The organism is Dankookia rubra (assembly GCF_004355005.1).
GTDB classification, from domain to species: domain Bacteria; phylum Pseudomonadota; class Alphaproteobacteria; order Acetobacterales; family Acetobacteraceae; genus Paracraurococcus; species Paracraurococcus ruber_A.
The window spans coordinates 162884-188391 of record NZ_SMSJ01000003.1 but is presented as its reverse complement, the minus strand read 5'-3'; the positions used below and the strand labels follow the sequence as shown (position 1 = coordinate 188391).

Below are 25508 nucleotides of genomic sequence, written 5' to 3'. Positions count from 1 at the left end.
GCGGCGCGAAGGGCGCGCGCCCACGCCCTCGTGACGCGTCCGAGCCGCAGCGGCCCACCGCCCCGGCCCTAGGATCGGCGGAACGGACGGGAGGATCGCAGCATGGCGGACAGGTGGATCGCGGCGCTTTGCGCCGCATGGATCGCAATGGGCACCGCCCAGGGCCAGGTGCCCGGGCCGGTGCCTGGCCAGGCGCCCGCACCACTGCCGGGCCAGCTCCCGGCGCCCGAGCCGGAGGTCTGGGAGCCGACGAGCACCACGGCCATGGCGATCACCGGGCGGATCACCCTCGCCCCCGACCGCATCACTTTCGCCAACCGCGCCTCGCTGCCGCTGGAGCCGGCGGGCGAGGTTCCGGATTTCCTCGCCGATGGCCAGCGCGTCACTGCCACGCTCTACAGGGTGACCGAGCCGGGCAACCCCGTGCTGCTGCGCGGCGGCCGGCTGTGCAGCAACGGCCGGCCGGTCCGCACCATCGCGGTCTGGCAGCCACCGCCGATCGGCAATACCGCGCCCGGCCAGGGCCGCTCGCTGGCCGCCTTCAGCGGCACCGCGCTACCCAAGGGGGCCGAGGATCCCGGCAGCTGCGGCACCTTCCAATACGAGCCGCCGGCCGCCCCGCGTGGCCGGCGCTGAGGCTGGCCCTTTCCGCTGGCATCGCGGGCCACGGGCACCGCAGACTGGGCGCGGAGACGGCCGCAGAGCCGCGCCGAGGGAGACCCAGGATGCCCCAGCCGACCCGCCGCCTGCTGCTCGCCGCCGGACTTGCCGTGCCGGGCCTGGCGCTCGCCCAAAGCAATTCCACGGCCGGCGACTGGCCGCGCCAGACGGTGCGCTACATCAACCTCTACGCCCCTGGCGGCGCCAACGACATCCTGTCGCGCGCCTTCTGCCAAGCGATGACGCAGATCACCGGCCAGCAATTCGTGGTGGAGAACCGCACCGGCGCCGGCGGCACCGTGGGCAGCGACGCGATCGCCAAGGCGCGGCCCGATGGCTACACCATGGGCCTCGGCGGCGCCGCCAACCTGGCGATCGCGCCCTCGCTCTTCCCCAGCCTGCCCTACGACCCCGCGCGCGACTACACGCACCTGACCGGCCTCTATCGCCAGCCCAACGTGCTGATCGTGAATACCGCGGTCCCGGCGCGGACGCTGCCGGAGTTCATCGCGCTGCTGCGGGCCAATCCCGGCCGCTACAACTACGCGACCGGCGGCGCGGGCACGACGCCGCACCTCTCGGGCGAGCTGTTCAAGCAGCGCACGGGCACCGAGATGCCCTTCGTGCAGTACCGCGGCGGCGCGCCCGCGCTGGTCGACCTGATGGCCGGGCAGGTCCAGGCGATCTTCGACAACCTGGCCGGCCCCTACGGCAGCATCCGCGACGGCAAGGTGCGGGCCCTGGCGGTGACCAGCCCCGAGCGCAGCCCGGTGCTGCCGGACGTGCCGGCCATGGCGGAATTCCTGCCCGGCTTCGACCTGACCAGCTGGAACGGCATGGTCGCGCCGGCCGGCCTGCCGCAGGCCATGGTGCTACGCATCGCCGAGCTCTCGCACCGCGCGCTGCAGAGCCCGGAGGTGGTGCGGGTCTTCACCGAGAACGGCGCGACGCCCTGGCTGGCGGGACCGGAGGACTATGCCGCCTATACCCGGGCGCAGGAACCGCTGATGCGCCAACTGGTGAAGCTCAGTGGCGCATCGGCAGGATAGCCAGGGTCAGGCGCTGATCCGCGCCAGCGCCGCGTCGAGCCGGGCGATCTCCGCCTGGAAGGCGACGAGGCGCTCGCGGTTCTCCTCGACCACCTCCTCCTTGGCGCGGGCGACGAAGTCGGGATTGCCGAGCTTGGCCTGAACCTTGCGGATCTCGCCTTCGGCGGCGCCGCGGGCCTTGGCCAGCCGGGTGCGCTCGGCGGCGAAGTCGATGACGCCCTCGAGCGGCAGCATCACCGTCGTCTCGCCGACCACGACCTGCGCCACGCCCTTTGGCGGATCGCCCTGCAGCGGCGCGATCTCGGTCACCCGGCCGAGCCGGCGGATCGCCTCGATCCAGCGCGCCGCCCGCGCCAGGCTCTCCGGCGTCGCGTCGCGCAGCAGCAGGGGCGTGGTGATGGAGGGCGCAACGTTCATCTCGGCCCGCATGGTGCGGACCTCGGAGACGAGCTTCACCACCCAGTCCAGTTCCTCCCGCGCCGCTTCGGCCTCCGCCACCGCCACCGCCTCCGGCCAGGGTGCCCGGATCAGGCTGTAGTCCGGCCCATAGCCGAAGTGGTCCCAGAGCTCCTCGGTGACGAAGGGAATGGCCGGGTGCAGCAGCCGCAGGATGGTGCCCAGCACGTGCTGCGCCGCGCCCTTCACCTCGTCCTTCTCCGCCCCGTCCGGGCCGTTCAGCACCGGCTTGGCGAATTCGATGAACCAGTCGCAGTAGCTGTTCCAGACGAAGCGGTAGCACGCGCTGGCATAGTCGTCGAAGCGATAGGCCTCGAGCGCCGTGGTCGCCTCCGCCACCGCGCGATTCGCCGCATCCAGGATCCATCGCGCCAGCGGCGATGTCGCCGAAGCCGGGTCCCAGGTTGCGTTTGGCGCGACGCCGTTCATCTCGAGGAAGCGCGACGCGTTCCAGATCTTGGTGACGAAGCTGCGGTGATCCTCGACCCGCTTGCGGCCGAGCTTCACGTCGCGGCCCGGCCCGGTCAGCGCGCAGATGGTGAAGCGGAGCGCGTCGGCGCCATAGGCGTCGATCAGCTCCAGCGGGTCCATGACGTTGCCCTTCGACTTCGACATCTTCTGGCCCTTCTCGTCGCGGACGAGGCCATGGATGTAGATGTCCCTGAACGGCACCTGGCCGTCCATGAAGTGCTGGCCCATCATCATCATCCGGGCGACCCAGAAGAAGATGATGTCGAAGCCGGTCACCAGCACGTCGCCGGGGTAGTAGCGCGCCACCTCGGCCGTCCGCTCCGGCCAGCCCAGCGTGCTGAAGGGCCAGAGCGCGCTGCTGAACCAGGTGTCGAGCACGTCGGGGTCGCGCTCCAGCGCGACCTCCGCACCGAACTTCGCCCGCGCCGCGGCCCTCGCCTCGTCCTCGGTCCTCTCGACGAAGATGGTGCCGTCCGGCGCGTACCAGGCGGGGATCTGGTGCCCCCACCAGAGCTGGCGGGAGACGCACCAGGGTTGGATGTCGCGCATCCACGCGAAGAAGGTGTTCTCCCACTGCTTCGGCACGAAGCGCATGCGGCCGGTCTCGACCGCCTCGATGCAGGGCTTCGCCAGCGTCCCGGCATCGCAGTACCACTGCCAGGTCAGCCGCGGCTCGATCGGCACGCCGCCGCGGTCGCCGTGCGGCACCTGGTTGCTATGCGGCTCGACCTTCTCGAGCAGGCCGAGTTCCTCCAGCCTGGCGACGATCGCCTTCCGGGCGACGAAGCGGTCCTGGCCGGCGAGGCCGCGGACGAAGTCCGGATCGGCGACGCCCTCGACCGCGCGCAGGTCGGCCGCGATCTCATCCAGGCTCACCCGCGCCTCGGGGTCGAGCACCGTCGGCATCGCCACGCCGTGCCGGCGACCCACCTCGAAATCGTTGAAGTCGTGCGCCGGGGTGATCTTCACCGCGCCGGTGCCCTTCTCCGGGTCGGAGTATTCGTCCGCCACCACCGGGATGGCCCGGCCGACCAGCGGCACGATGACGCGCTTGCCGACCAGCGCGGCGAAGCGCGCATCCTCCGGATGCACCGCGACGGCGGTATCGCCCAGCATCGTCTCCGGCCGGGTGGTGGCCACGGTGATGAACTCGCCGGGCTTGCCCTCGACCGGGTAGCGCAGGTACCAGAGACTGCCCTTCATCTCCCGGCTCTCGACCTCGAGGTCGGAGATCGCGGTCAGCAGCTTGGGGTCCCAGTTCACCAGCCGGCGGTCGCGGTAGATCAGCCCCTGCTTGTGCAGGGTGACGAAAACCTCCCGCACCGCGACCGAGAGCCCCTCGTCCATGGTGAAGCGCTCGCGCGGCCAGTCGAGGCTGGCACCGAGCCGGCGAAGCTGCTGGGTGATGGTGCCGCCGCTCTCGGCCTTCCACTGCCAGACCCGGTCGGTGAAGACCTGGCGGCCCATCGCCCGGCGATCCGGCTTGCCCTCGGCCGCCAGCAGGCGCTCGACCACCATCTGAGTGGCGATGCCGGCATGGTCGGTGCCCGGCTGCCAAAGCGCGTCGCGGCCCTGCATCCGCCGCCAGCGCACCAGGGTGTCCTGGATCGTCATGGTCAGCGCGTGGCCGATATGCAGGCTGCCCGTGACGTTGGGCGGCGGGATCATGATGGTGAAGGGGACGGCGTTGCTCGCCGGATCGGCGGCGAAGGCGCCCGAGCGTTCCCAGCCTTCGTAGAGGCGGGTCTCGAAGGCACCGGGGTTCAGGGTCTTGTCCAGCATGGGCGCATCCGTGTTCCGCGGCCCGCCCCCCGTCAAGGGGGCATGGTCGCGTTCAGGAGAGCCCGCGGCCGACCACCCGTTCGATCTCGGCCCGGACCAGGCGTTCCACCAGCGGCGGCAAGTGCGCGTCCAGCCAGTCCTTCAGCAGCGGCCGCAACTCCTCGCGCACCACGTCCTCGATGCTCGGGCCGCCGCGATGGACCGAGCTGGACCGGTCGGCGGCGACCGCACGCAACAGGCTGCCGACGGAGGCGGCGGCCGCCGCGGCGGCAGCGGCGCCCAGCAGCGCCCGGTCCTCCGGCGGCGAAGCCGGCGCGCCGGCGGGCTCCGCGGCCGGCGGGGCGGCGGGCTCGGGGGCCGGTTCGGCGACCGGCAGAGCCACCACCGCCGGGGGCGGCGAAGCATCGACCACCGGAGCGACGGGGACCGGTGCGGAGGGGGCGGGGGCCGGGACCAGCATCTCCTCGGTCAGGTCGAGCGGCTCGTCCTCGGCCGGGGTCACCGCCGGCTGGGCTGCACCGGCACCGGCCTCCGGCTGGGGCGCCGGGCTCGCCTCATCCTCGCTCAGGATCCGGCGGATGGAGGCCAGGATGTCCTCCATGCTCGGATCGGCGGTCGCGCCGGATGCCGGCACCGCATCGGGCGTTCCAGGGCGTTCCTCGGCCATCAGCGCTTCTCCGCGACGTTCGAGTAGTCGCCCAGCCCAAACCAGCGGTTGCGGACCGCATTGTAGTAGGCCCGCATGTCGTAGGGGTCGACGTCCAGGCCGAGATCCTGCGCCGTCAGCCGGCCGACCGCGCCGGCCAGGGTATAGGATTGCGACACCACGGTCGCCAGCGCCTGCACCAGGTCGGTCCGGTTGCCCAGCAGCTCCTGCTCCTGGTTCAGCACCTCGAGGGTGGTGCGGCTGCCAACGATTGCCTCCCGCTGCACGCCGTCGAGGGCAATCTCGGAGGCCCGGATCGCCGCCCGCTGCGCCTCGACCTGCGCCTTCGCGCTCTGCAGCTGTTCCCAGGCCTGGGCCGCCTGCTGGGTCACGGTGCGGCGCTGGTCGTCGACCAGCTGCCGCGCCTGCTGTGCCGACTGCCGCGCCTGACGGATGACGGAGTATTCCGAGCCGCCCTGGTAGAGCGGCATGGTCACCTGGCCGAGCACCTGCGCGCCGGTGATGCGGGTGTGGTTTCCGGTCGAATTGTCCGAACGGAAGGCCTGGCCCTGGACCGACACCTGCGGATAGAGCTGCGACATCTGGACGTCGATGGCGTCGCGCGCCGCGGCCTCGTCGAACAGCGCGGCGACGACGGCCGGGTTGTTGGTCGCGGCGGCGAGCCCGGCCTCCTGCGCATTGACGACCGGCGGGCGCAGCGGCTGCGGCGCCACCAGCTGCGACGGCGTCGTGCCGACGACGCGCAGGTAGGTCGCCCGGGTGATCTGCAGCTGGCCTTCGGCCTGCGACCGGAGCGAGCGGGCATTGGCCAAGCGGCTTTCCGCCTGCGCCACGTCGGTGCGGGTGATCTCGCCGACCCGGAAGCGCTCGTTGGTGGCGCGCAGCTGCTCGGTCAGCACCTGCTCGTTGTTCACCCGCAGCCGGACGATCTCCTGGTACAGGATGACGTTGACGAAGGCATTCACCGTGTCCGACATCACCTGCTGCTCCTGCGTGAGGAGGCGGGCGCGCTGGGCGAGCACCTGATTCTCGGCCCGTCGGGTATTGGCGACGGTGCGGCCGCCGCGAAAGATCGGCTGGGTGACGGTGACCTGGCTGGTGAAGAGCTGCCGCTCGATATGCGTGGTGACGCCGCGCTGGTTCCGCGGGCTGAAGTTGTTCTCGATGCTCGGGACGCCGTTCGGGTCCGGGAAGGTCTGCAGCGTCCGCGCCCGCCCGTCGAGCGGCCCGGCGGAGGCGGTTACGCTGACGGTCGGCCGCCAGCCGGCCAGAGCCTGCGGCACGTTTTCATCGACCGCGCGCAGGTTGGCCCGCGCGGCCAGCAGCGAGGGGTTGCTGGCATAGGCCTGGGCCATCGCCTCGGAGAGGGTCTGGGCCATCGCCCGCGGCGTGCCGAGGAACAGGATTGCCGGCGCCAGGAGCGCGGTAGCCAACGCCAGGGCCGGGCGAATCGGTGTCATCGTAGCCATGTCCTTCCGTCGCGGCGGGGCCGCCAGTCACTTCCCAAACTAGCCGAGCCAAGTGAAACTGCCATACCGCACTGCACGCCTGGAACAAGAGCGGTGCCGGCCGCCGAAACCGAATGCAACATACCGGTCATCCCCGGCGCAGCCGCGGACCGGGATGCCCATCCCAGGTTAGCCCAAGAATGGGTGAACCCTTCGTGACCCGTCCGCGGCGACGGAGGCCGCGGCAAAACCTTCAGAATACAAAGCCTGGTGCCGGCTGGAACTCCGGCAGGGCGACGGTGGCGCAGTCGAAGACCGGGGTCACGCTCACCGCGCCGCCGATCCGCCGCGCCAGCACCGCCACGCCGCCGCGCCGCCCATTGCCGAGCACCGTCACCAGGCGGCCACCCTCGGCGAGTTGCTCGGCGATGGTGGCCGGCATCTCCGGCACCTCGCCCTCGATCAGGATGACGTCGTAGGGCGCGCCGGCGGCAAAGCCCTCGGTCGGCCGCCCCGGCTCGATCCGCACCGCGCCGGCCGGCAGGTTGGCCGCCAGTGCCCGGCCGGCGATCGCCGCCAGGGCCGCGTCGGTCTCGATCGCGGTGACCCGCGCGCCGCACCGGGCCAGCACCGCGGCGCCGTAGCCGGTGCCGGCACAGACCACGAGGGCGCGGTCGCCCGGCCGCACCGCGGCGACCTGCGCCAGCCGGGCTATCACCATTGGCGCGACCATGCTGCGGCCGCCGGGCAGCGGCACGTCCTCGTCCGAATAGGCGCGCGCCCGGGCGCCGGCAGGGAGGAAATCCTCCCGCGGCAGCTCGCGCATCGCGTCGAGCACGCGCGGGTCGGTCACCCGGTTGGGACGAAGCTGCCCGTCCACCATGCGCTTGCGCGCATCCGCATAGTCCATGAAGCCGATACCTTCTCGGGGCCGCGGGTTTATAGTGTCCCTCGCGCCGCCTCGCCAAGCCGGCGTGTTGCGGCGCACGCTTGACCTCCGCCGGGCGCGGCGCCAAAGAGGCGCACGCCCGGGGTGATCCCCTCTCAGGCGGTCCGGTGGCCGAGTGGTCAGGCACAGGTCTGCAAAACCTGCTACGGCGGTTCAATTCCGCCCCGGACCTCCAGGAGAGGAAATCGTCCTTCGGGGGCTTACAAAGCGTGGCGGCCCTGCTATACGCCCGCTCCCTTGGCTGATCCGGCGTGGCGCAGCGGTAGCGCAGCGGACTGTTAATCCGTTGGTCGTTGGTTCGAATCCAACCGCCGGAGCCATCTTTTCTCCCCATTTCGGCCATGACACGGCTGTGCGGCCGCGCTTCCTTCCGGCTGCGTGTAGCGGGGGAACGGCATGAGTCGCAGCGACGGTAGGATGGGACGCGCGGTGGCGGCGGTGCTCTGCGGCGCGCTCTGCCTCGGCGTCTTCTTCCGCGGCCAGCTCGGCGACGGCTTCACCCTGCTGCTGGGCGACCGGCATGACGGGGTGATCGCGCTCTCGATCCTCGAGCACTGGTACAACGTGCTGCGCGGGATCGAGCCCTGGGACCGCACCGCCTATTTCGTCCCGGTCCCGGCGACGCTCGGCTACAACGACGGCTACCTGCTGTTCGGCCTGCTGCATGCAGCCTTCCGGTCGCTTGGCGCCGATCCCTTCCTGTCGGGCGAGTTGGTGAACGTGGCGACCCGGGCGATCGGATTCGCCGCCACCCTGGCGCTCGCGCGGCAGGTCTTCGGCCTCGGCTTCGGCTGGGCGCTGCTCGCGGCGGCGCTTTTCACGCTGAGCAACAACCTCTTCATCCGCGCCAGCCATGTGCAGCTGTTCAGCGTCTCCTTCGTGCCGCTGCTGGCGCTGCTGGCGCATGGCGCGCTGCTTGGCCTTTGGGACGGCCGGCGCGGCGCCCTGCTCGGCTGGGGCGGCGGGTTCTGCGTCCTGTTCGCCGCCTGCCTGATGACCGGCTTCTACATGGCCTGGTACAGCGCCTTCCTCGGCGCCGCGCTGCTCCTGGCCTGGCTGTTGGTGGCTGGTGGCGCGGCGCGGCGGCACTTGGCCGGTGCGCTTCGGGCAGAGGCCTGGCCGCTGGCCGGGCTGCTGGCGCTGGCCGTGCTGGTGAACCTGCCCTTCCTGGCGCTCTACCTGCCTAAGGCCGCCGAGACCGGCATGCACCCCTGGGCCGATGTCGTCCGCAACGCGCCGGAGCCGCTCGACATGGTGAATGTCGGGCCGGAAAACCTCCTATGGGGCTGGCTGGTGCGGGCCTTGAACGACGCCCTCCGCCCCGGCTTCCCGGCCTGGAGCGAGCGGATGACCGGTCTGCCGCCGCTGCTGCTGGGAACCTATGCGGCGGCGCTCGTCTGGCTGGCACGATGCCCCGCCCTGCCCCCGATCCGCCTGGCGCTGCTCCGGGCCTTGGGCCTGGCGAGCCTGGCGACCTGGCTGCTGACCATTCAGGTCGACGGCAACACCGCTTGGTCGCTGGTCTACCAGTATGTCCCGGGCGCCAAGGCGCCGCGGGTGGTCGCGCGCTACCAGCTTTTCCTGACGCCGAGCGTCATCCTGCTGGCGCTGGCCTTCCTGGCCTCCCGCCGCTGGGGGCGGCTGCCGGTGGCGCTGGTGGCGGCCGTGCTGCTGCTGGAACAGCTGAACGGCTACGCGCCCCGCTTCCTCGACCGGCCGCTGGAGGCTGGCCGGCTGGCCGCGGTGCCGCCGCCGCCCGCGGCCTGCCGCGCCTTCTACGTCTCGGCCGCAAGGACCGAGAGCCGGTTCGGCGAGGCGGTGGCCGATCCCTACAACCACAATGCCGAGGCGATGATCGTCGCCGCCGCCAGGCATGTCCCCACCGTCAACGGCATCTCCACCTTCAATCCGCCGCATTGGCCGGACGGCATCCCGGACGATCCCGGCTACCGTGCGGCGGTCGAGGCCTATGCCAAGGCCTGGGGGGTCACCGGGCTTTGCGCGCTCGACCTGCAACGGATGGAATGGAGCGGGCCGGAGGACCGGTAGCGGGCTCCCCCTGCGCTGCCTATGCTGCGTCGCTTCGGGCGAGGCGGAACGGCGGGCATGACGACGGCGAGCACCACTGGCGGCGACTACCAGGGCAGCGTCTGCCCGCATGACTGCCCTTCGACCTGCGCGCTCGAGATCGAGGTGCGGCGCGACGAGGCCGGGCTCGGGCGCGGCATCGGCGCCGTGCGCGGCGCCGAGGCCAATAGCTACACCGCCGGGGTGATCTGCGCGAAGGTCGCCCGCTACGCCGAGCGGGTGCACCACCCCGACCGCCTGACGCGCCCGCTGCTGCGGACCGGGCCGAAGGGGTCCGGCCAGTTCCGCGAGATCGGCTTCGAGGAAGCGCTGGACCGCGTCGCCGCCGCCTTCATGGAACGCACCGCGCAGCACGGCTCGGAGACGGTCTGGCCCTACTACTACGCCGGCACCATGGGTCTGGTGCAGCGCGACGGCATCCACCGGCTGCGCCATGCCATGGGCTATTCCGGCCAGCTCAACACCATCTGCACCGCGCTCTGCGAGGCCGGCTGGATCGCCGGCGTCGGCAAGTACGGCGGCCCGGACCCGCGCGAGATGGCCGAGTCCGACCTGATCGTCATGTGGGGCGGCAATCCGGTGGCGACTCAGGTCAACGTGATGACCCATGTCACCCGCGCCCGGAAGGCGCGCGGGGCGAAGCTCGTCGTCGTCGATCCCTATCGCACCGGCACCGCCGCGGCGGCCGACATGCACCTTGCGGTGCGGCCGGGCACCGACGGCGCGCTGGCCTGCGCGGTGATGCACGTCGCCTTCCGCGACGGCCATGCCGACCGCGACTACATGGCGCGGCTGTCGGACGCGCCGGCGGAGCTGGAAGCGCACCTGGCGGCACGCGGCCCGGACTGGGCCAGCGCCATCACCGGGCTGAGCGTCGCCGAGATCGAGGCCTTCGCCGCGCTCTATGGCCGGACCGAGCGCGCCTACATCCGCTGCGGCTACGGCTTCTCCCGCAGCCGCAACGGCGCCGCCTCGCTCCATGCCGTCACCTGCCTGCCGACGGTGACCGGCAAGTGGCGCCACTTGGGCGGCGGCGCCTTCTGGAGCAACCGGGCGATCTACCACTGGGACAAGTCGCTGATCGAAGGGCATGACCTCCGCGACCCCAGGATCCGCATCCTCGACCAGAGCCGCATCGGCGCGGTGCTGACCGGCGACCGGTGCGACCTCGGCGCGAGACCGCCGGTAACCGCGCTGCTCATCCAGAACACCAATCCGGCAGTGGTGGCGCCCGCCAGCGAGAAGGTCCGCCGCGGCTTCCTGCGCGACGACCTCTTCACCTGCGTGCACGAGCAGTTCATGACCGAGACGGCGAAATACGCCGACGTGGTGCTGCCGGCGACGATGTTCGTGGAGCACGACGACCTGTATCAGGCCGGCGGCCACAGCCACATCCAGCTCGGCCCCAAGCTGGTCGAGCCGCCGGGCGAATGCCGCTCGAACCACGAGGTGCTGCAAGGGCTTGCGCGGCGCCTCGGCGCCCGTCACCGCGGCTTCGACATGACGGCGCGGGAGATCGCCGATGCGACGCTCCGCGCCTCCGGCTGGCCGGGCTGGGACGAGATTGCCGCCGGCCGCTGGCTGGACGTGCAGCCGGGCTTCGCCGAATCGCATTTCATCGAGGGCTTCGGCCACAAGGACGGCAGGTTCCACTTCGCCCCGGACTGGGCGGCGATCGGCCCCGACCACACGGTCATGCCGGATCTGCCGGACCACATGGCGGCAATCGACGCGGCGGATGACGACCATCCCTTCCGCATGGTGACCGCGCCGGCGCGGCAATTCCTCAACACCACCTTTACCGAGACGCCGGGGTCGCGGAAGCGCGAGATCGAGCCCAAGGCGATGCTGCACCCGCGCGATGCCGAACGGCTCGGCGTCGCCGATGGCGGCCGGGTGCGGCTCGGCAATGCGCGCGGCGAGGTGGTGGTAACGGCCAAGCTGGCCGAGGGCCAGCAAGAAGGCGTCGTCATCGTCGAGAGCGTCTGGCCGAATGCCGATTTCGAGGGCGGCGTCGGCATCAACCTGCTGGTCAGCGACGACCCCGGCCCGCCCAAGGGCGGCGCGGTCTTCCACGACACGGCGGTCTGGGTGCGGCCAGCGGTGGCGGCGGTGGAGAGCCTGGCGGCGGAGTAGAAGGTATATTCTCCCCCGGCCCCCTCATCTATTCCTGTGAGTCGGTACCCTCCGCGCGACGAGTGCCGACCCACAAAAAGAAAGGTTGGGGAGGGAATGCTTTTCCCTCCCCAACCTTCCTAGCCCAGCCGCGCCGCGCCCGCCGCCGTCAACTGCGCCAACCGCCCGGCGCTGAACACGGCGACCACGCTGGGCCCGGCCGGATCGACCACCACCACATCGCCCCGCAGCCCCGGCCGCAGCGCGCCGCGGTCCCCCAGCCCGGCCGCCGCGGCCGGGTTGGCCGAGACCAGCGCCCAGGCCGCCGCCAGGTCCATCCGGCCGCGCCGCGCCATGGCGAAGGGCGCCTCCAGCAGCGCCGGCCAGTGATAGTCGCTGGCCAGCACCGTCACCAGGCCGCGTTCGGCCAGCGGCGCGGCGCTGGCCCAGCCGAGATGGCTGCCGCCCCGCACCACGTTGGGCGCGCCCATCACCACCGCCTCGCCATGCACGCGGGCATCGGCGGCGACCGCCTCGGCCATCGGGAATTCGCAGATGCGGGCGCCATGGCCGCGGTAATGCGCGCGGTCCTCGAGCGACGCGTCGTCATGGCTCAGCATGGGCAGGCCCGCCGCCCGTGCCGCCGCCGCCAGCCGTTCGCGCGCCGCCGGCACCTCGCCCCGGCGCGCCGCGACCCGCTCGGCCAGCACGCGAAACTCGGCGGGCGCCATGCCGGCGCGGCCGGCATATTTCGCCACCTCCTTCTCGCTGCCGAGCTTTCGGACGATCGAGGGCGTGTGGTCATTGAAGCCGAGCAGATGCACCCGGCCCGCGGCGATGTCGGCCAGCGCGTCGTCCAGCGCATCCAGGTTGTCGGCCTCGAACCGCAGATGCACCCGCAGGTCGGGCGCGAGGCCCGGCCGCGCCGCGTCGAGCGCCGCCATCAGCAGCCGCCAGGTCTCGAGCGAGCGCAGCCCCGGCTCCCAGGACAGGGTGACGCCGAGATAGGCCGTGGTGATGCCGCAGCCCAGCAACTGCGTCGCGGTGTCGCGCAGCGCGAGATCCACGGGAAAGCCGATGCCCGGCCGCGGCTGCAGGCTGCGCTCATGCGCGTCGCCATGGATGTCGACCAGCCCGGGCAGCACCAGCAGGCCGCGCGCATCCAGCAGCCTCGCATCCGGCGCGGCCTCGGCAACCAGGCCTTCCGCCAGCGCCAGGTCAGCCCGGCGCAGCGCGCCGTCCAGCAGCGCGGCGCCGCCGGCAATCCGCCAGGCCCGTTCTTCCATGCTCAGCTTTCCACCAGGATCTGCATGCGGCCCGCGGCATAGCAGGCGACGCTCAACTCGACGGGCTCGCCGGCATTGTCCACGTTGACCGCCTCGGTCACCAGCACCGGCCGGGTGCGCGACTGCTCCAGCACGGTGGCTTCCTCGGCGGTCGGCATGCGGGCGGTGATGCGGGTCGTGAGCCGCCGGTAGTCGGCGACGCCGAGCGCGGCCAGCGCATGGGTGATGGAGGCGTTCTCGGCCAGCAGGCGGGCGATGCCGGGGAAGCGGGCGACGGAGAAGTAGTGCGCGCCGAGCACCACCGGGCGGCCGTCCACCAGGCCGAGCCGCTCGGCGATGACCACGGGGCGGTTGCGGCGCAGCTTCAGCGCCTCGGCCACCAGGCCGTCCGCGTCGATCTCCTCCAGCCGCAGGATACGGCCCTGCGGCTCGCGGTTCTGCCGGCGGATGGTCTCGGAGAAACGGGTGCGCGGGCCGAGCGGGTATTCCAGCACGTCCTCGGCGACGAAGCTGCCGCGGCCCTGCTCGATCCGCACCAGGCCGCGGGCCTGCAATTCCTCCATGGCGCGGCGGACGGTGTGGCGGTTCACGCCGAAGCGGGCGGAAAGCTCCGCTTCCGTCGGCAGGCGCGTGCCGGGCAGCAAGGGGACGGCGCCGATCCGCTGTTCCAGCGCGCCGGCGATCTGCCGCCAGAGCGCGACGCCCTGGCCGCGCGCCAGCGGCGAGGCGCTGGCCTCCGCACCTGTCATGGAAGTTTCAAGCATGCGCGCAGCCTGCCATGGCACATGCCTGCTGGATATCCGGCTAGACATCTACTTGTCTAGACCTTTATAGACGAAGCCATGAGCCTGGCAGCCGACGCGCCGAACCCCGCCCCGACCGCGAGCGCCGCCCGGCGCTGCTGGATGGGCATCCTGGCACGGGCGAGCCGCGCCGAGATCGCCAGCCTGCTGCAGGCAGCCCCGCCCTTGCCGGCGCATCGCCGGCTGCGCGGCCCGGAGACCGGGCTGGTCATGGCCCGCGGCCGGCAGGGCGGCGACGGTGCGCCCTTCAACCTCGGCGAGCTGACGGTCACCCGCTGCAGCATCACCCTCGACGACGGCACGGTCGGCCATGCCTATGTCGCCGGCCGCGATGCCGGCCAGGCGGAGATCGCCGCGGTGCTCGACGCCGCGCTGCAGGATCCCGGGCGCCAGGCCAGCCTGCTGGCGGCGGTGATCGAGCCGCTGGCCGCCGCCCAGGCCGCCCGCGCGGCGCGGGACGCGGCCAGGGCGGCGGCGACGCGGGTGCAGTTCTTCACAATGGCAACCATGCGATGACCATCACAACGGCGACCATGCGATGACCGGCACATTGACCGCTGGCTTCGGCGAGCCGGTGCTCGATGCGCAGCGCTGCTTCCGCGCGGTGCTGGATGCCATGTCGCGGCCGGGCCGGGTGCAGCGGCTGGCCGGGCTCTCGCCGCCGCTGGCGCCGCCGGCGCCGCTCGGGGCCGCGGCGGCGGCGGTGCTGCTGACGCTGTCGGATGCGGATACCCCGGTCTGGCTGGATGCCGGTGCCGCGGCCGAGGCCTGGCTGCGCTTCCATGCCGGCGCGCCGATCGTCGCCGCCCCGGCCGAGGCCGCCTTCTTGCTGGCCAGCGGCCCGCCGCCGGCGTTGCGCGACCTCGCCCAGGGCACCGATGAGGAGCCGCACCGCTCCGCCACGCTGATCCTTGAGGTCGCGGCGCTGGAGGAGGGCGATGGGTGGCGCCTGACCGGGCCGGGAATCGAGCATGCCCACTGGCTGCGCGTCACCGGCCTGCCGGAGGGCTTCGCCGCGGCGTGGCAGGGCAACCGAGCGCGCTTCCCCTGCGGCATCGACCTCTTGCTCTGCGCCGGCGACCGGCTGGCCGCCCTGCCCCGCACCACCGCATTGGAGATCGGCTGATGGCCTATGTTGCCGTCAAGGGTGGCGAGGCGGCGATCGATGCCGCGCATGCCTGGCTGGCCGAGGAACGCCGTGGCGATCCGGCGCTGCCGGAACTGACGGTCGAGCAGATCGGCCAGCAGCTCGGCCTCGCGGTGGACCGGGTGATGGCGGAGGGCGCCTGCCACGACCGCGGCCTGGCAGCTCTCGCCATCAAGCAGGCGCGCGGCGACCTGATCGAGGCCGCCTTCCTGCTGCGCGCCTATCGCACCACCCTGCCCCGCTTCGCCGGGAGCGAGCCGCTCGACACCGGCGCCATGCGGATCCGCCGGCGGATCAGCGCCACCTACAAGGACCTGCCGGGCGGCCAGGTGCTGGGGCCGACCTTCGACTATACCCACCGTCTCCTGGACTTCGCGCTGGCCGCGGCCGGCGAGCCGCCGCCGCCCGCACCGCAGGCCGCGGCCGAGGCGGCGTCCATGCCGCGGGTCACCGGCATCCTGGCGCAGGAAGGCCTGATGCAGGCCGAGGCGGCCTCGGACGCCCCGCCACCCGACCTGACGCGCGAGCCGCTGGCCTTCCCCGCGGAACGGCCGCTGCGGCTGCAGGCGCTGGCGCGCGGCGATGAGGGCTTCCTGCTGGCGCTCGGCTATTCGACCCAGCGCGGCTACGGCAACGCACATCCCTTCGTCGGCGAGATCCGCATGGGCGAGGTGGCGGTCGAGATCACCCCGCCCGAGCTCGGCTTCGCCATCGAGATCGGCGACCTCACGGTGACGGAATGCCAGATGGTCAACCAGTTCGCGGGATCGAAGACCGAGCCGCCGCAATTCACCCGCGGCTACGGGCTGGTCTTCGGCCATGCCGAACGGAAGGCCATGGCCATGGCGCTGGTCGACCGCGCGCTGCGCGGCGCCGAGCTGGGCGAGGAAGCCGATGCCCCGGCCCAGAGCCAGGAATTCGTGCTCTACCACTGCGACAACGTGGAGGCGACCGGCTTCGTCGAGCACCTGAAGCTGCCGCACTACGTCGACTTCCAGTCGGAGCTCGAGAAGATCCGCCAGCTGAGGGCCACGGCGCTGCGGGAGGCCGCGGAATGACGGCGCCCATCCGATCGGCACAGGGCGGAGCACCTGCAGGCGTCGAGCACCGGAACCGTGGACCGGCCGGGCAGATATCCGGCTACAACGTCGGCTACCTCGACGAGAACACCAAGCGGATGATCCGCCGCGCCCTGCTGAAGGCGGTGGCGATCCCCGGTCACCAGGTCCCCTTCGGCAGCCGGGAGATGCCGCTGCCCTATGGCTGGGGCACCGGCGGCATCCAGGTGACGGCGGCGGTGATCGGCCCGGGCGACACGCTGAAGGTCATCGACCAGGGCGCCGACGATACCACCAACGCCGTCTCCATCCGCCGCTTCTTCGCCAAGGTGGCAGGCGTCGCCACGACCGAGCGGACCGCGGCGGCGAGCATCATCCAGACCCGCCACCGCATCCCCGAGACCCCGCTGCGGGAGGGGCAGGTGCTGGTCTACCAGGTGCCGATGCCGGAGCCGCTGTTCCGGCTGGAGCCGCGCGTGGCGGAGACGAAGCGGATGCACGCGCTGGCCGACTACAGCCTGATGCACGTGAAGCTCTATGAGGACATCGCGCGGCATGGCCATATCGCAACCTCCTACAACTACCCGGTCATGGTTGGCGGCCGCTATCTCATGTCGCCCTCCCCCATCCCGTCCTTCGACAACCCGAAGATGCACCGCATGCCGGCGCTGCAGCTCTTCGGCGCCGGGCGGGAGAAGCGGATCTACGCGGTGCCGCCCTACACGGATGTCCGCAGCCTCGACTTCGAGGACCATCCCTTCGAGCCGATCCGCGCCGACGCCGCCTGCGCGCTCTGCGGCAGCCGGGAGAGCTATCTCGACGAGGTGGTGACCGACGATGCCGGCGGCAGGATGTTCGTCTGCTCCGACACGGACTACTGCACCACGCGCCAGGCCGGGCGGGAGGCCGCGGAATGAGCGCGGCGCTGCTCGAGGCCACCGGCCTCTCGCTCCGCTACGGCCCGGTCGCCGCGCTCGACGACGTGGCCCTGTCGATCTGGCCGGGCGAGGTCGTCGCCATCGTCGGCGAATCCGGCTCCGGCAAGACCACGCTGCTGCGCGTGCTGTCCGGCCTGCTGCGGCCGGATGCGGGGGAGGTGCTCTACCGCGACCCCGCCGGCGCGGCCCATGCGGTGCAGGCCATGCCGGAAGCCGCGATGCGGCGGCTGCACCGCACCGACTGGGGCTTCGTCCACCAGAACCCGCGCGACGGGCTCCGCCTCGGCGTCTCCGCCGGTGGCAATATCGGCGAGCGGCTGATGGCCACCGGCGCCCGCCACTACGGCGCGATCCGCGCCGAGGCGGTCGAATGGCTGCAGCGGGTCGAGATCGACCCGGCCCGGATCGACGGGCTGCCGCGCACCTTTTCCGGTGGCATGCAGCAGCGGCTGCAGATCGCCCGCACCCTGGTGACGCATCCCCGGCTGGTCTTCATGGACGAGCCGACCGGCGGCCTCGACGTCTCGGTGCAGGCCCGGCTGCTCGACCTGATCCGCGCGCTGGTCGCCGATCTCGGCCTCGCCGTGCTGCTGGTGACGCACGACATCGCCGCGGCGCGGCTGCTGGCGCACCGGATGCTGGTGATGCGCCAGGGCCGGGTGGTGGAGGAAGGGCTGACCGACCGGGTGCTGGACGATCCGCAGCATGAGTACACCCAGCTCCTCGTCGCCTCGGTGCTGGCGGCATGAACTGGGCGCTGCGGACCGAAGGCCTCGGCAAGGGTTTCACCCTGCACCTGCAGGGCGGCACCCATATTCCGGTGCTGCGCGGGGTCGAGCTCGAAGTCCGGCCCGGCGAATGCGTTGCCCTGGCCGGGGCCTCCGGTGCCGGGAAGTCCACGCTGATGCGCTGCCTCTACGGCAATTACGGCGCCGGCGAGGGCCGCATCCTGCTCCGCCACCGGCACGCGGTGGTGGACCTCGCCGCCGCCGACGCGCGGCTGGTGCGGGAGGTCCGGCGCGACACGCTCGGTTACGTCAGCCAGTTTCTGCGCGTCATCCCGCGCGTGCCGACCCTCGACATCGTCGCCGAGCCGCTCGCCGCGCGCGGCCTGCCGCAGGAGCCGGCCCGCGCCCGCGCCGCCGCGCTGCTCGCCAGGCTGAACCTGCCGGCCCGGCTGCACGGCCTGCCGCCCGCCACCTTCTCCGGCGGCGAGCAGCAGCGGGTGAACCTGGCGCGCGGCTTCGCGCCGCACTATCCGGTGCTGCTGCTGGACGAGCCCACCGCCAGCCTTGACGCGGGCAACCGCGCCGTGGTCATCGGACTGATCGAGGAGGCCAAGCGCTCGGGCGCCGCCATCATCGGCATCTTCCACGACACCGAGGTCCGCGACCAGGTCGCCGACCGGCTCTTCGAGGTCACCCCCATGCAGGCCGCGGCATGAAGGAAACCATCCTCACCAATGCCCGGCTGGTCCTGCCGGCGGAGGTGATCGCGGGCACCATCCTGCTCCGCGGCAAGCTCATCGCCGAGGTCCAGCCGGGCCGCAGCCACCTGAGCGCGGCCGAGGATCTCGAGGGCAACCACCTGATTCCCGGGGTGGTCGACGTCCATACCGACAACCTGGAACGCCAGGTGCTGCCGCGCGCTAATGCCCGCTGGCCCAGCCGGTCCGCCATGCTGGCGCATGACGCGCAATGCGCCGCGGCCGGCGTGACCACGGTGCTGGACGCGCTCTGCCTCGGCGATCTCGGCTTCGATGCCGGGCGCGGCCAGACCTTCCTCGACGGCGTCCGCGACCTGGATGCGCTGGGCGATACCGGGCTGCTGAAGGCGGAGCATTTCCTTCACCTCCGCTGCGAGCTGCCGGCGCAGGACATGCCGCAGGCGCTCGACCCGGTGGCGGACCATCCGCGGGTGCTGATGGCCAGCCTGATGGACCATTCGCCCGGAGTCGGCCAGTACCGTGACATCGCCCGCTACCGCGCCATGCGGCAGCGCCAGATGCAGCTCTCGGAGGCCGAGGTGACTACCCGGATCGAAGCTTTGCTGGAGCAGCGCGCCCGGCTGCGGGAGCCGCAGCGGCGCTGGCTGCTGCGGCGCCTCGCCCATCGCGACCTGCCGCTCGCCTCGCATGACGACGACAGCGTCGATGCGGTGGCGCAGAATGCCGAGGACGGCATCCGCATCAGCGAATTCCCGGTGGTGATGGATGCCGCGCTGGAGGCGAAGCGGATCGGCGTCGCGGTCATCGCCGGCGCGCCCAACATCGTCCGCGGCGGCAGCCATTCCGGCAACGTCTCGGCCGCCGAGATGATCCGCGCCGGTGCGGTGGACGCGCTGGCCAGCGACTATGTTCCGGCCGCGCTGGTCGAGGCGGCCTGGCGCTCGGCCGCCGAGACCGGAATCAGCCTGCCCGCCGCGGTCGCCATGCTGACCGATGCGCCGGCGCGGATGGTGCGGCTTGCCGATCGCGGCCGGCTGGAGGCGGGGCTGCGGGCCGACCTGGCGCGTGTCGCCGCCATCGGCGAGCTGCCCTTCGTCCGCCAGGTCTGGCGGGCCGGGGAGCGGGTCGCGTGAACCACGCGCCGGGGACCATGCCGTGATCGGGGCGCCCCGGCCGGAGGCAAGGCTCGCGCTCTACTGGGCGCCCGAGCTCGACGACCCGCTGCACGCGCTCGGCTCCGCCTGGCTCGGCCGGGACGCCGAGACCGGCGCGCCGCTGCGGCAGCCCAAGCTGCCGGGCCTCGACATCGCCGAGCTCACCGCCGACCCGCGCGGCTACGGCCTGCACGCGACGCTGAAGCCGCCCTTCCGGCTCGGCCTGTCCTGGGCCGAGGCGGTCGCGGCGGCCGAGGCGCTGGCGGCGCGGCTGGCGCCCTTCGACCTGCCGCCGCTGGCGGTGCAGGACCTGCAGGGCTTCCTGGCGCTGCGCGAATCGGCGCCCTGCCCGGCCCTGCGACCGCTGGCCGACGCCTGCGTCGAGGCGCTCGACCCCTGCCGCGCGCCGCCCGCCGAGGCGGAGCTGGCGCGGCGGCGCAAGTCCGGGCTCAGCCCGCGGCAGGAGGCGCTGCTGGACCGCTGGGGCTACCCTTATGTCTTCGAGGAATGGCGCTTCCACGTCACCCTGACCCGGCGGCTGACGCCTGCCGAGAAGGCGGTGGCGCTGCCGGCGGTCACCGACTTTCTCGGCGATGCCCCGGCCCGGCCGCGCCGGGTCACGGCGATCTGCCTCTTCACCCAGGCGGCGGCCGGCGCGCCCTTCCTGATCGCCGAGCGCCTGCCGCTGGGCGGTTGACCGACGGGGCGCGGGCTGCGCCAATCCGGCCAGGAAGCGTCCCGCGGAGCCTGCCCCCATGTTCACCACCCGCCCCGAGATCGCCGGCACCTTCGGGGCCGTCGCCACCACCCATTGGATCGCCTCCCAGGTCGGGATGTCTGTGCTGGAGCGCGGCGGCAATGCCTTCGACGCCGCCGCGGCCGCCGGCTTCACCCTGCAGATCGTCGAGCCGCACCTGAACGGCCCGGGTGGCGACTGCCCGATCATCCTGCACAGCGCCGCACTCGGCACCCAGCAGGTGATCTGCGGCCAGGGGCCGGCGCCGCGCGCCATGACGGTCGGGAAGATGCAGTCGCTCGGGCTGGACATCGTGCCCGGCACCGGCTTCCTCTGCGCGCCGGTCCCCGGCGCCTTCGATGCCTGGGCGCTGATGCTGCGCGACCACGGCACCTGGAAGCTCCGCGACGTCCTCGAATACGCCATCGGCTATGCCGCGCGCGGCGCGCATGTGGTGCCGCGGGTCTCGGCGACGCTCGAGACGGTGCGGCCGTTGTTCGAATCCGCCTGGCCGAGCAGCGCCGCGCTCTGGCTGCGCGACGGCGGGCCGAAGCCGGGCCGGCTCTACACCAACCCGGAACTCGCCGAAACCTATGCCCGGGTGGTGCGCGAGGCCGAGGCGGCCGGCTCCGACCGCGTCACGCAGATCGATGCGGCGCGGGATGCCTGGTACGGCGGCTTCGTCGCCGAGGCGATCGACCGCTTCGGCCGCAGCTTCGAGGCGCTTGACACCTCCGGCCGCCGGCATGCCGCGCTGCTGACGGCCGACGACATGGCCGGCTGGCGGGCCGGCATCGAGACGCCGCTGACGCACGACTACCGCGGCCACACCGTGCTGAAATGCGGCCCCTGGAGCCAGGGGCCGGCGATGCTGCAGACCCTGGCGCTGCTGGAAGGCTTCGACATCGCCGCCATGGACCCGGTGGGCGCCGAGTTCGTCCATACGGTCGTGGAGGCGATGAAGCTCTCCTACGCCGACCGCGAGGCCTATTACGGCGACCCCGACTTCACCGACGTGCCGATGACGGCGCTGCTGTCCGACGCCTATGCCGCCGAGCGCCGCCGGCTGATCGGTGCGCAGGCCAACAACGACTGGCGCCCGGGCTCGCCCGAGGGCCGCACGCCGCGCACCGACTACCCGGCGGCGCTGCGCCGCGCGCGCGACATGGCGGCGGCGGCCGGCACCGGGGAGCCGACAGTCTCCCGCCTCGGCGCCTCGGGCGGCGACACCTGCCATATCGACGTGATCGACAAGTGGGGCAATTTCGTCAGCGCGACGCCCTCTGCCGGCTGGCTGCAATCCTCGCCGGCGATCCCCGGGCTCGGCTTCTGCCTCGGGTCGCGCTGCCAGATGTTCTGGCTGGACGAGACGCTGCCGAACGGCCTACAGCCCGGCAAGCGGCCGCGTACCACGCTTTCGCCCAGCATGGTGCTGCGCGACGGCAAGCCCTGGATGAGCTTCGGCACCCCGGGCGGCGAGCAGCAGGACCAGTGGCAGCCGATCATGCTGATGCGGATGGTGGACCACCGCTTCAACATCCAGCAGGCGATCGACCTGCCGAGCTTCCATTCGGAGCACTGGATCAGCAGCTTCTGGCCCCGCGGCGCCCGCCCCGGCAAGGTGGTGGTCGAGGGCCGCTTCGCACCGGAGGTGCTCTCGGACCTCACTGCTCGCGGCCATGCGGCGGAGATGGGCGGCGAGTGGTCGGAAGGCCGGCTGACCGGGGCGCGGCTGGAGCCGGACGGGCAGATCTTCGCCGGGGCCAATCCCCGCGGCATGCAGGGCTACGCGGTGGGGCGGTAGGGTTGGGGAGGGAAACAGGTGTTCCCTCCCCAAACCCCTCCCTTCCCTTTTGTGGGTCGGGCGTCGCCGCGCGGCGGTGCAAGACTCCCAGAAATAGATGAGGGGTCCGGGCAGAATACCTTCTCCCCGGCCTTCCTTCAGACGGGCAGCGCTGCCGCGCCGGGCCGCCGCGCCGCCAGCAACCTCCGCATCTCCTCCAGCCGCCCGGCGCCGAGATAGGCCTTGAGCAGGGTCGCCTCCACCAGGTCGACCTGCGCCCGGCTGCCGCCGATCCGCTCGCGCTCCGGCAGCACCGGCAGGAGGGCCTCGATCGCCGCGTCGAAATCCTGCCGCACCATGGCGGCGAAGCCGCGGCCGAGCGCGGTGATCGCCGGGCCGGCGGGGTAGCGCCCGGCGGCGGTCATCGCCGCCATGGCCTCGGCCCGGGCCGCCAGCCCCTCACCGTCGCCGAGCACCGCCTGGGTCAGCGCCACGTGCCAGTCGGCCAGCGGCATCCCCGGCCGCGGCGCGACCGCCGCGGCAAAGGCATGCAGCGCCCGCCAGCGGTCGGGGTCGCGCGGCTGGCCGGCGAGTTCGGCGCGCCACAGGAAGGACGCGCCGTCGGTCAGCTTGAGCCGGGCCGGCGCGTGGTATTCCTCGGCGGCGAAGGCTTCCGCGTAGAGGCGGAAGCCTTCCTCGGCATTGCCGCCCTGCAATTCGCTCAGCGCGAGGTGCCAGTGCAGGTGGCCATGCAGCCGTCCGGCCCTGGGATAGCCTGGCAGCCAGCCGCGCAGGAAGGCGACGGCGCCGGCATGGTCGCCCGTTTGGTAGTGCAGGTGGCCGATGCTGTGGGCGATGTAGCCGTTGCGTGGATTGCCGGCCTGGGAGCGTTCGAGGATCGGCCGCGCCCGGGCCACCTGCCCCACCTCGGACAGCGCCATGCCGTGATGCGCGCCGAACCACCAGTCGTCGCCATAATGCGGCGCCAGGCCGTCGAGCAGGTCGGCCAGGTCCTGCTCCCGCCCGGCCAGGCCGGAGAGGCCGATCAGCCCGGTCTGGTTGGCGGTGGTGCTCAGCACCAGAGCGTCGCAGGGCCATTCCGCCAGATGCGTCCGCACCGCGGCGAGCGCCGCCTGCGGCTGGCCTTCCAGCATCTGCCGGAAGACCCGGGCCTGGGAGGCGGCGCGCGGCGGCAGGGCGGCGGAAGCGGCGGCATCGAGCGCGGCCCGGGTGCCGGCGGCGTCCTCGGCCATCTGGAAGGCCCGGGCGCGGGCCATCCGGGCCAGGCCGAAGCCCGGATCGGCGGCGATGGCATCCTCGAACAGCGCCTCGGCGCCGGGATACATGCTGAGCAGCCGTTCGCAGCCGGCGACATAGGCGTCCCGCGCCGCGGCGGAGCCGGTGTCGAGGGCCAGGCCGTAGCGGTCGGTCAGCATGCGCGGCTTTCCCGTCCGGGGGCGAAAGGCCAGCGGGGCCGCGGCCGGGCCGACAAGGGCCGGAGACCAGCAATAGGATTATTTTCTGGAAATTCTGTCCGCCACCGGATAGGCTCGGCGGCAGAACCGCGGCAGCGAGGCGCCATGCCCGATTTCCCCCGTATCACCCCGGCCCGTCCTGCGAAGCCCCCCAGCGCCGGCCGCGGCGAGCGTTCGACGTTTGCCCGAAAGCCGCAGGTATCGGCCGCGGCCTGGGGCTTTGTCCGAAAACCATCATCCCGCGGCCTGGCCGGCTCATTTGTCCGAAAACCGCATCGACGGCGGCCCGACCGCGCTATGCCTTCGCGGCCTGCGCGCGAAGCTGGGCGATGGTGCTGCGGTTGGTCACCTGCTCAGGGTTGGTCCGTACCTCGATCACCGCCGGCTTGCCGCTGGCCACCGCCCGCCTGAAGGCCGGGACCAGCTGGTCGGTCGCCTCGACGATCTCGCCATGGCCGCCGAAGCTCTCGATGAACTTGGCGAAGTCGGGGTTGGTCAGCGCGGTCGCCGAGACCCGGGCGGGGTAGTGCTTCTCCTGGTGCATGCGGATGGTGCCGTACATGCCGTTGTTGAAGACCAGGACGATCGGGTTGACCTTATGGTGGAAGGCGGTGGCGATCTCCTGCCCCGTCATCAGGAAGCCGCCGTCGCCGACGAAGGAGACCACCGTGCGCTCGGGGAAAACGATCTTGGCGCCGATCGCCGCCGGCACCGAATAGCCCATGGCGCCGTTGGTCGGGCCGAGGAAGTCCTGGCCCTCGCGCACATGCATGAAGCGCTGCGGCCAGGTGGCGAAGTTGCCGGCATCGGTGGTGAAGATGGTGTCGGGCGGCAGGATCGCCTCGAGCTCCTGCAGCGCCACGGCGAGGTTCAGCGGGCCGTCATAGCTCGGCGGCTTGGCCTGTGCCTCGCGCGCCGCGCGCAGCTCGGCGCGCCAGCCGGACCAGGCGGGCTTCGCCACCGGCGGGGTGGCCTTCGCCAAGGCGGCGAAGGCATTGAGGTCGGCGGTGATGCCGAGCGCCGGGCGATAGACCCGGCCGATCTCGGCCTGGTCGGGGTAGATATGAATGATCGGCTTGGCGCCTGCCATGTCGAAGAGGGTGTAGCCCTGGCTCACCGTCTCGCCGATCCGGGTGCCGATGGCGATGAAGAGGTCGCTCTCCTGCGCCCGCTTCACCAGCGCCGCATCGGCGCCGACGCCGAGATCGCCGACGTAGTTGGGATGGCTGCCGTCGAACAGCCCCATCCGGCGGAAGGAGACCGCGACGGGCAGGTCGTTGGCGACGAGGAATTCCTTGATGTCCGCCCGGCCCTGCTGCGACCAGCCGGCGCCGCCGCCGAGCACCACCAGCGGCCGCTCGGCGCGGGCCAGCATGCCCATCATGCGGGTGAGCGCATCCGGCGCCGGATGCGGCGGCAGCACCTCGGCCGGCGGCAGGTCGGGGACGGTGGCCAGGTGCTTCTGCATCTCCTCGGAGATCGCCACCACCACCGGGCCGGGCCGGCCGCTGGTCGCCACGTCGAAGGCATGCGCCATCAGCTCGGGGATGCGCGCCGCGTCGTCGATCTGCGTCACCCACTTGGCGAGGGGGGCGAACATCTTGCGGTAGTCGACCTCCTGGAAGGACTCGCGGTCGGTTTCTTCGAAGGGGATCTGGCCGATGATGAGGACCAGCGGCGTGCTGTCCTGGAAGGCGACATGGACGCCGATCGCCGCGTGGCAGGCGCCGGGACCGCGGGTAACGAGGGCGACGCCCGGCTTGCCCGTCAGCTTGCCATAGGCCTCGGCCATGTGGACGGCGCCGGCCTCGAACCGGCAGGTCACCAGCTCGATCCGGTTGCGCTGGGCATAGAGGCCGTCGAGCAGGTCGAGGTAGCTCTCGCCCGGCACGCAGAAGGCATGGGTCACCCCCTGCGCCACCAGCGCATCGGCCAGGATATGCCCGCCGAGCCGTGCCTCGCGCCCTGCCGCCTGCGTCATTCGCGTCGTCCCCGT

General features: G+C 72.3%; 21 protein-coding genes and 2 tRNA genes. 15 read left to right on the top strand and 8 right to left on the bottom strand.

Going from position 1 to position 25508, the window contains the following annotated elements; all coding sequences use genetic code 11:
• The first annotated feature begins 102 nt into the window (after positions 1-102).
• Positions 103-636 (top strand): hypothetical protein, encoded by a 534-nt coding sequence (locus tag E2C06_RS37360; RefSeq protein WP_165982195.1) that lies wholly within the window; start codon positions 103-105, stop codon positions 634-636.
• A gap of 89 nt (positions 637-725) precedes the next feature.
• Positions 726-1709, top strand: a complete 984-nt coding sequence (locus E2C06_RS37355; protein ID WP_165982194.1) for a Bug family tripartite tricarboxylate transporter substrate binding protein — start codon at positions 726-728, stop codon at positions 1707-1709.
• 6 nt (positions 1710-1715) lie between these two features.
• On the opposite strand, the gene E2C06_RS03995 is transcribed toward E2C06_RS37355, so the two are convergent.
• The 4 genes from E2C06_RS03995 to E2C06_RS03980 all read right to left on the bottom strand — a co-directional run bounded on the left by E2C06_RS03995 (position 1716) and on the right by E2C06_RS03980 (position 7443).
• A complete protein-coding gene (locus E2C06_RS03995) occupies positions 1716-4418 on the bottom strand; it encodes a valine--tRNA ligase (protein ID WP_133287271.1) in 2703 nt (900 codons plus the stop codon).
• Between the two features lie 52 nt (positions 4419-4470).
• Entirely contained in the window at positions 4471-5085 is a 615-nt protein-coding gene (locus E2C06_RS03990) for a DUF2497 domain-containing protein (RefSeq protein ID WP_241671107.1), read from the bottom strand.
• Entirely contained in the window at positions 5085-6545 is a 1461-nt protein-coding gene (locus E2C06_RS03985; protein ID WP_133287270.1) for a TolC family outer membrane protein, read from the bottom strand. Before E2C06_RS03985 ends, E2C06_RS03990 begins: the two co-directional genes overlap by 1 nt.
• Positions 6546-6786: 241 nt before the next feature.
• Positions 6787-7443 (bottom strand): protein-L-isoaspartate O-methyltransferase family protein, encoded by a 657-nt coding sequence (locus E2C06_RS03980; RefSeq protein ID WP_133287269.1) that lies wholly within the window; start codon positions 7441-7443, stop codon positions 6787-6789.
• 140 nt (positions 7444-7583) lie between these two features.
• Here E2C06_RS03980 and E2C06_RS03975 point away from each other — a divergent pair.
• The 4 genes from E2C06_RS03975 to E2C06_RS03960 all read left to right on the top strand — a co-directional run bounded on the left by E2C06_RS03975 (position 7584) and on the right by E2C06_RS03960 (position 11706).
• Positions 7584-7657 (top strand) — tRNA-Cys (locus tag E2C06_RS03975).
• 70 nt (positions 7658-7727) lie between these two features.
• Positions 7728-7802, top strand: a tRNA-Asn gene (locus E2C06_RS03970).
• 76 nt (positions 7803-7878) lie between these two features.
• On the top strand, positions 7879-9531 hold the full coding sequence (locus E2C06_RS03965; protein WP_133287268.1) for a hypothetical protein: 1653 nt from the start codon (positions 7879-7881) through the stop codon (positions 9529-9531).
• A 57-nt stretch (positions 9532-9588) separates the two neighbouring features.
• The gene (locus tag E2C06_RS03960) at positions 9589-11706 is read left to right on the top strand and encodes a molybdopterin-containing oxidoreductase family protein (RefSeq protein WP_133287267.1); all 2118 of its coding nucleotides are present in this window, start codon (positions 9589-9591) and stop codon (positions 11704-11706) included.
• A 119-nt stretch (positions 11707-11825) separates the two neighbouring features.
• On the opposite strand, the gene E2C06_RS03955 is transcribed toward E2C06_RS03960, so the two are convergent.
• Positions 11826-12971 (bottom strand): alpha-D-ribose 1-methylphosphonate 5-triphosphate diphosphatase, encoded by a 1146-nt coding sequence (locus tag E2C06_RS03955; RefSeq protein WP_133287266.1) that lies wholly within the window; start codon positions 12969-12971, stop codon positions 11826-11828.
• A 2-nt stretch (positions 12972-12973) separates the two neighbouring features.
• Entirely contained in the window at positions 12974-13720 is a 747-nt protein-coding gene (gene phnF / locus E2C06_RS03950; RefSeq protein WP_133287369.1) for a phosphonate metabolism transcriptional regulator PhnF, read from the bottom strand.
• 93 nt (positions 13721-13813) lie between these two features.
• On the opposite strand from phnF, the gene phnG reads away from it, so the two are divergent.
• The 9 genes from phnG to E2C06_RS03905 are packed head-to-tail and all read left to right on the top strand — an operon-like array spanning position 13814 to position 22058.
• Positions 13814-14290 carry a phosphonate C-P lyase system protein PhnG gene (gene phnG, locus E2C06_RS03945; protein WP_133287265.1) on the top strand — a complete coding sequence of 159 codons (477 nt, stop codon included), beginning with the start codon at positions 13814-13816 and terminating at the stop codon, positions 14288-14290.
• Positions 14291-14312: 22 nt separating this feature from the next.
• Positions 14313-14900 carry a phosphonate C-P lyase system protein PhnH gene (gene phnH, locus E2C06_RS03940; RefSeq protein WP_133287264.1) on the top strand — a complete coding sequence of 196 codons (588 nt, stop codon included), beginning with the start codon at positions 14313-14315 and terminating at the stop codon, positions 14898-14900.
• Positions 14900-15979: a carbon-phosphorus lyase complex subunit PhnI gene (locus E2C06_RS03935; protein ID WP_133287263.1), complete on the top strand. Its 1080-nt coding sequence runs from the start codon at positions 14900-14902 to the stop codon at positions 15977-15979. The genes phnH and E2C06_RS03935 overlap by 1 nt, the downstream gene beginning before the upstream one ends.
• The gene (locus E2C06_RS03930; protein WP_133287262.1) at positions 15976-16896 is read left to right on the top strand and encodes an alpha-D-ribose 1-methylphosphonate 5-phosphate C-P-lyase PhnJ; all 921 of its coding nucleotides are present in this window, start codon (positions 15976-15978) and stop codon (positions 16894-16896) included. The genes E2C06_RS03935 and E2C06_RS03930 overlap by 4 nt, the downstream gene beginning before the upstream one ends.
• The gene (phnK, locus tag E2C06_RS03925; protein WP_133287261.1) at positions 16893-17666 is read left to right on the top strand and encodes a phosphonate C-P lyase system protein PhnK; all 774 of its coding nucleotides are present in this window, start codon (positions 16893-16895) and stop codon (positions 17664-17666) included. Before E2C06_RS03930 ends, phnK begins: the two co-directional genes overlap by 4 nt.
• Complete coding sequence (gene phnL / locus E2C06_RS03920; RefSeq protein WP_133287260.1) at positions 17663-18361, top strand: phosphonate C-P lyase system protein PhnL; 699 nt, start codon at positions 17663-17665, stop codon at positions 18359-18361. Before phnK ends, phnL begins: the two co-directional genes overlap by 4 nt.
• A complete protein-coding gene (locus tag E2C06_RS03915; RefSeq protein WP_133287259.1) occupies positions 18358-19497 on the top strand; it encodes an alpha-D-ribose 1-methylphosphonate 5-triphosphate diphosphatase in 1140 nt (379 codons plus the stop codon). The genes phnL and E2C06_RS03915 overlap by 4 nt, the downstream gene beginning before the upstream one ends.
• A gap of 22 nt (positions 19498-19519) precedes the next feature.
• Positions 19520-20215: a DUF1045 domain-containing protein gene (locus tag E2C06_RS03910; RefSeq protein WP_241671106.1), complete on the top strand. Its 696-nt coding sequence runs from the start codon at positions 19520-19522 to the stop codon at positions 20213-20215.
• A 58-nt stretch (positions 20216-20273) separates the two neighbouring features.
• Complete coding sequence (locus tag E2C06_RS03905) at positions 20274-22058, top strand: gamma-glutamyltransferase family protein (RefSeq protein WP_133287258.1); 1785 nt, start codon at positions 20274-20276, stop codon at positions 22056-22058.
• A 137-nt stretch (positions 22059-22195) separates the two neighbouring features.
• Here the strand turns inward: E2C06_RS03905 and E2C06_RS03900 are convergent, their stop codons facing one another.
• Together E2C06_RS03900 and E2C06_RS03895 are read right to left on the bottom strand one after the other, a co-directional pair.
• Entirely contained in the window at positions 22196-23473 is a 1278-nt protein-coding gene (locus tag E2C06_RS03900) for a tetratricopeptide repeat protein (protein ID WP_133287257.1), read from the bottom strand.
• A gap of 334 nt (positions 23474-23807) precedes the next feature.
• Entirely contained in the window at positions 23808-25493 is a 1686-nt protein-coding gene (locus E2C06_RS03895) for a thiamine pyrophosphate-dependent enzyme (RefSeq protein WP_133287256.1), read from the bottom strand.
• Positions 25494-25508 lie beyond the last annotated feature (15 nt).

Bases quoted from the DNA above. Each gene is read 5' to 3' on its own strand.
- E2C06_RS37360 (WP_165982195.1), top strand. From the start codon at position 103: ATGGCGGACAGGTGGATCGCGGCGCTTTGCGCCGCATGGATCGCAATG.
- E2C06_RS37355 (WP_165982194.1), top strand. From the start codon at position 726: ATGCCCCAGCCGACCCGCCGCCTGCTGCTCGCCGCCGGACTTGCCGTG.
- E2C06_RS03995 (WP_133287271.1), bottom strand. From the start codon at position 4,418: ATGCTGGACAAGACCCTGAACCCCGGTGCCTTCGAGACCCGCCTCTAC.
- E2C06_RS03990 (WP_241671107.1), bottom strand. From the start codon at position 5,085: ATGGCCGAGGAACGCCCTGGAACGCCCGATGCGGTGCCGGCATCCGGC.
- E2C06_RS03985 (WP_133287270.1), bottom strand. From the start codon at position 6,545: ATGACACCGATTCGCCCGGCCCTGGCGTTGGCTACCGCGCTCCTGGCG.
- E2C06_RS03980 (WP_133287269.1), bottom strand. From the start codon at position 7,443: ATGGACTATGCGGATGCGCGCAAGCGCATGGTGGACGGGCAGCTTCGT.
- E2C06_RS03965 (WP_133287268.1), top strand. From the start codon at position 7,879: ATGAGTCGCAGCGACGGTAGGATGGGACGCGCGGTGGCGGCGGTGCTC.
- E2C06_RS03960 (WP_133287267.1), top strand. From the start codon at position 9,589: ATGACGACGGCGAGCACCACTGGCGGCGACTACCAGGGCAGCGTCTGC.
- E2C06_RS03955 (WP_133287266.1), bottom strand. From the start codon at position 12,971: ATGGAAGAACGGGCCTGGCGGATTGCCGGCGGCGCCGCGCTGCTGGAC.
- phnF (WP_133287369.1), bottom strand. From the start codon at position 13,720: ATGACAGGTGCGGAGGCCAGCGCCTCGCCGCTGGCGCGCGGCCAGGGC.
- phnG (WP_133287265.1), top strand. From the start codon at position 13,814: ATGAGCCTGGCAGCCGACGCGCCGAACCCCGCCCCGACCGCGAGCGCC.
- phnH (WP_133287264.1), top strand. From the start codon at position 14,313: ATGACCGGCACATTGACCGCTGGCTTCGGCGAGCCGGTGCTCGATGCG.
- E2C06_RS03935 (WP_133287263.1), top strand. From the start codon at position 14,900: ATGGCCTATGTTGCCGTCAAGGGTGGCGAGGCGGCGATCGATGCCGCG.
- E2C06_RS03930 (WP_133287262.1), top strand. From the start codon at position 15,976: ATGACGGCGCCCATCCGATCGGCACAGGGCGGAGCACCTGCAGGCGTC.
- phnK (WP_133287261.1), top strand. From the start codon at position 16,893: ATGAGCGCGGCGCTGCTCGAGGCCACCGGCCTCTCGCTCCGCTACGGC.
- phnL (WP_133287260.1), top strand. From the start codon at position 17,663: ATGAACTGGGCGCTGCGGACCGAAGGCCTCGGCAAGGGTTTCACCCTG.
- E2C06_RS03915 (WP_133287259.1), top strand. From the start codon at position 18,358: ATGAAGGAAACCATCCTCACCAATGCCCGGCTGGTCCTGCCGGCGGAG.
- E2C06_RS03905 (WP_133287258.1), top strand. From the start codon at position 20,274: ATGTTCACCACCCGCCCCGAGATCGCCGGCACCTTCGGGGCCGTCGCC.
- E2C06_RS03900 (WP_133287257.1), bottom strand. From the start codon at position 23,473: ATGCTGACCGACCGCTACGGCCTGGCCCTCGACACCGGCTCCGCCGCG.
- E2C06_RS03895 (WP_133287256.1), bottom strand. From the start codon at position 25,493: ATGACGCAGGCGGCAGGGCGCGAGGCACGGCTCGGCGGGCATATCCTG.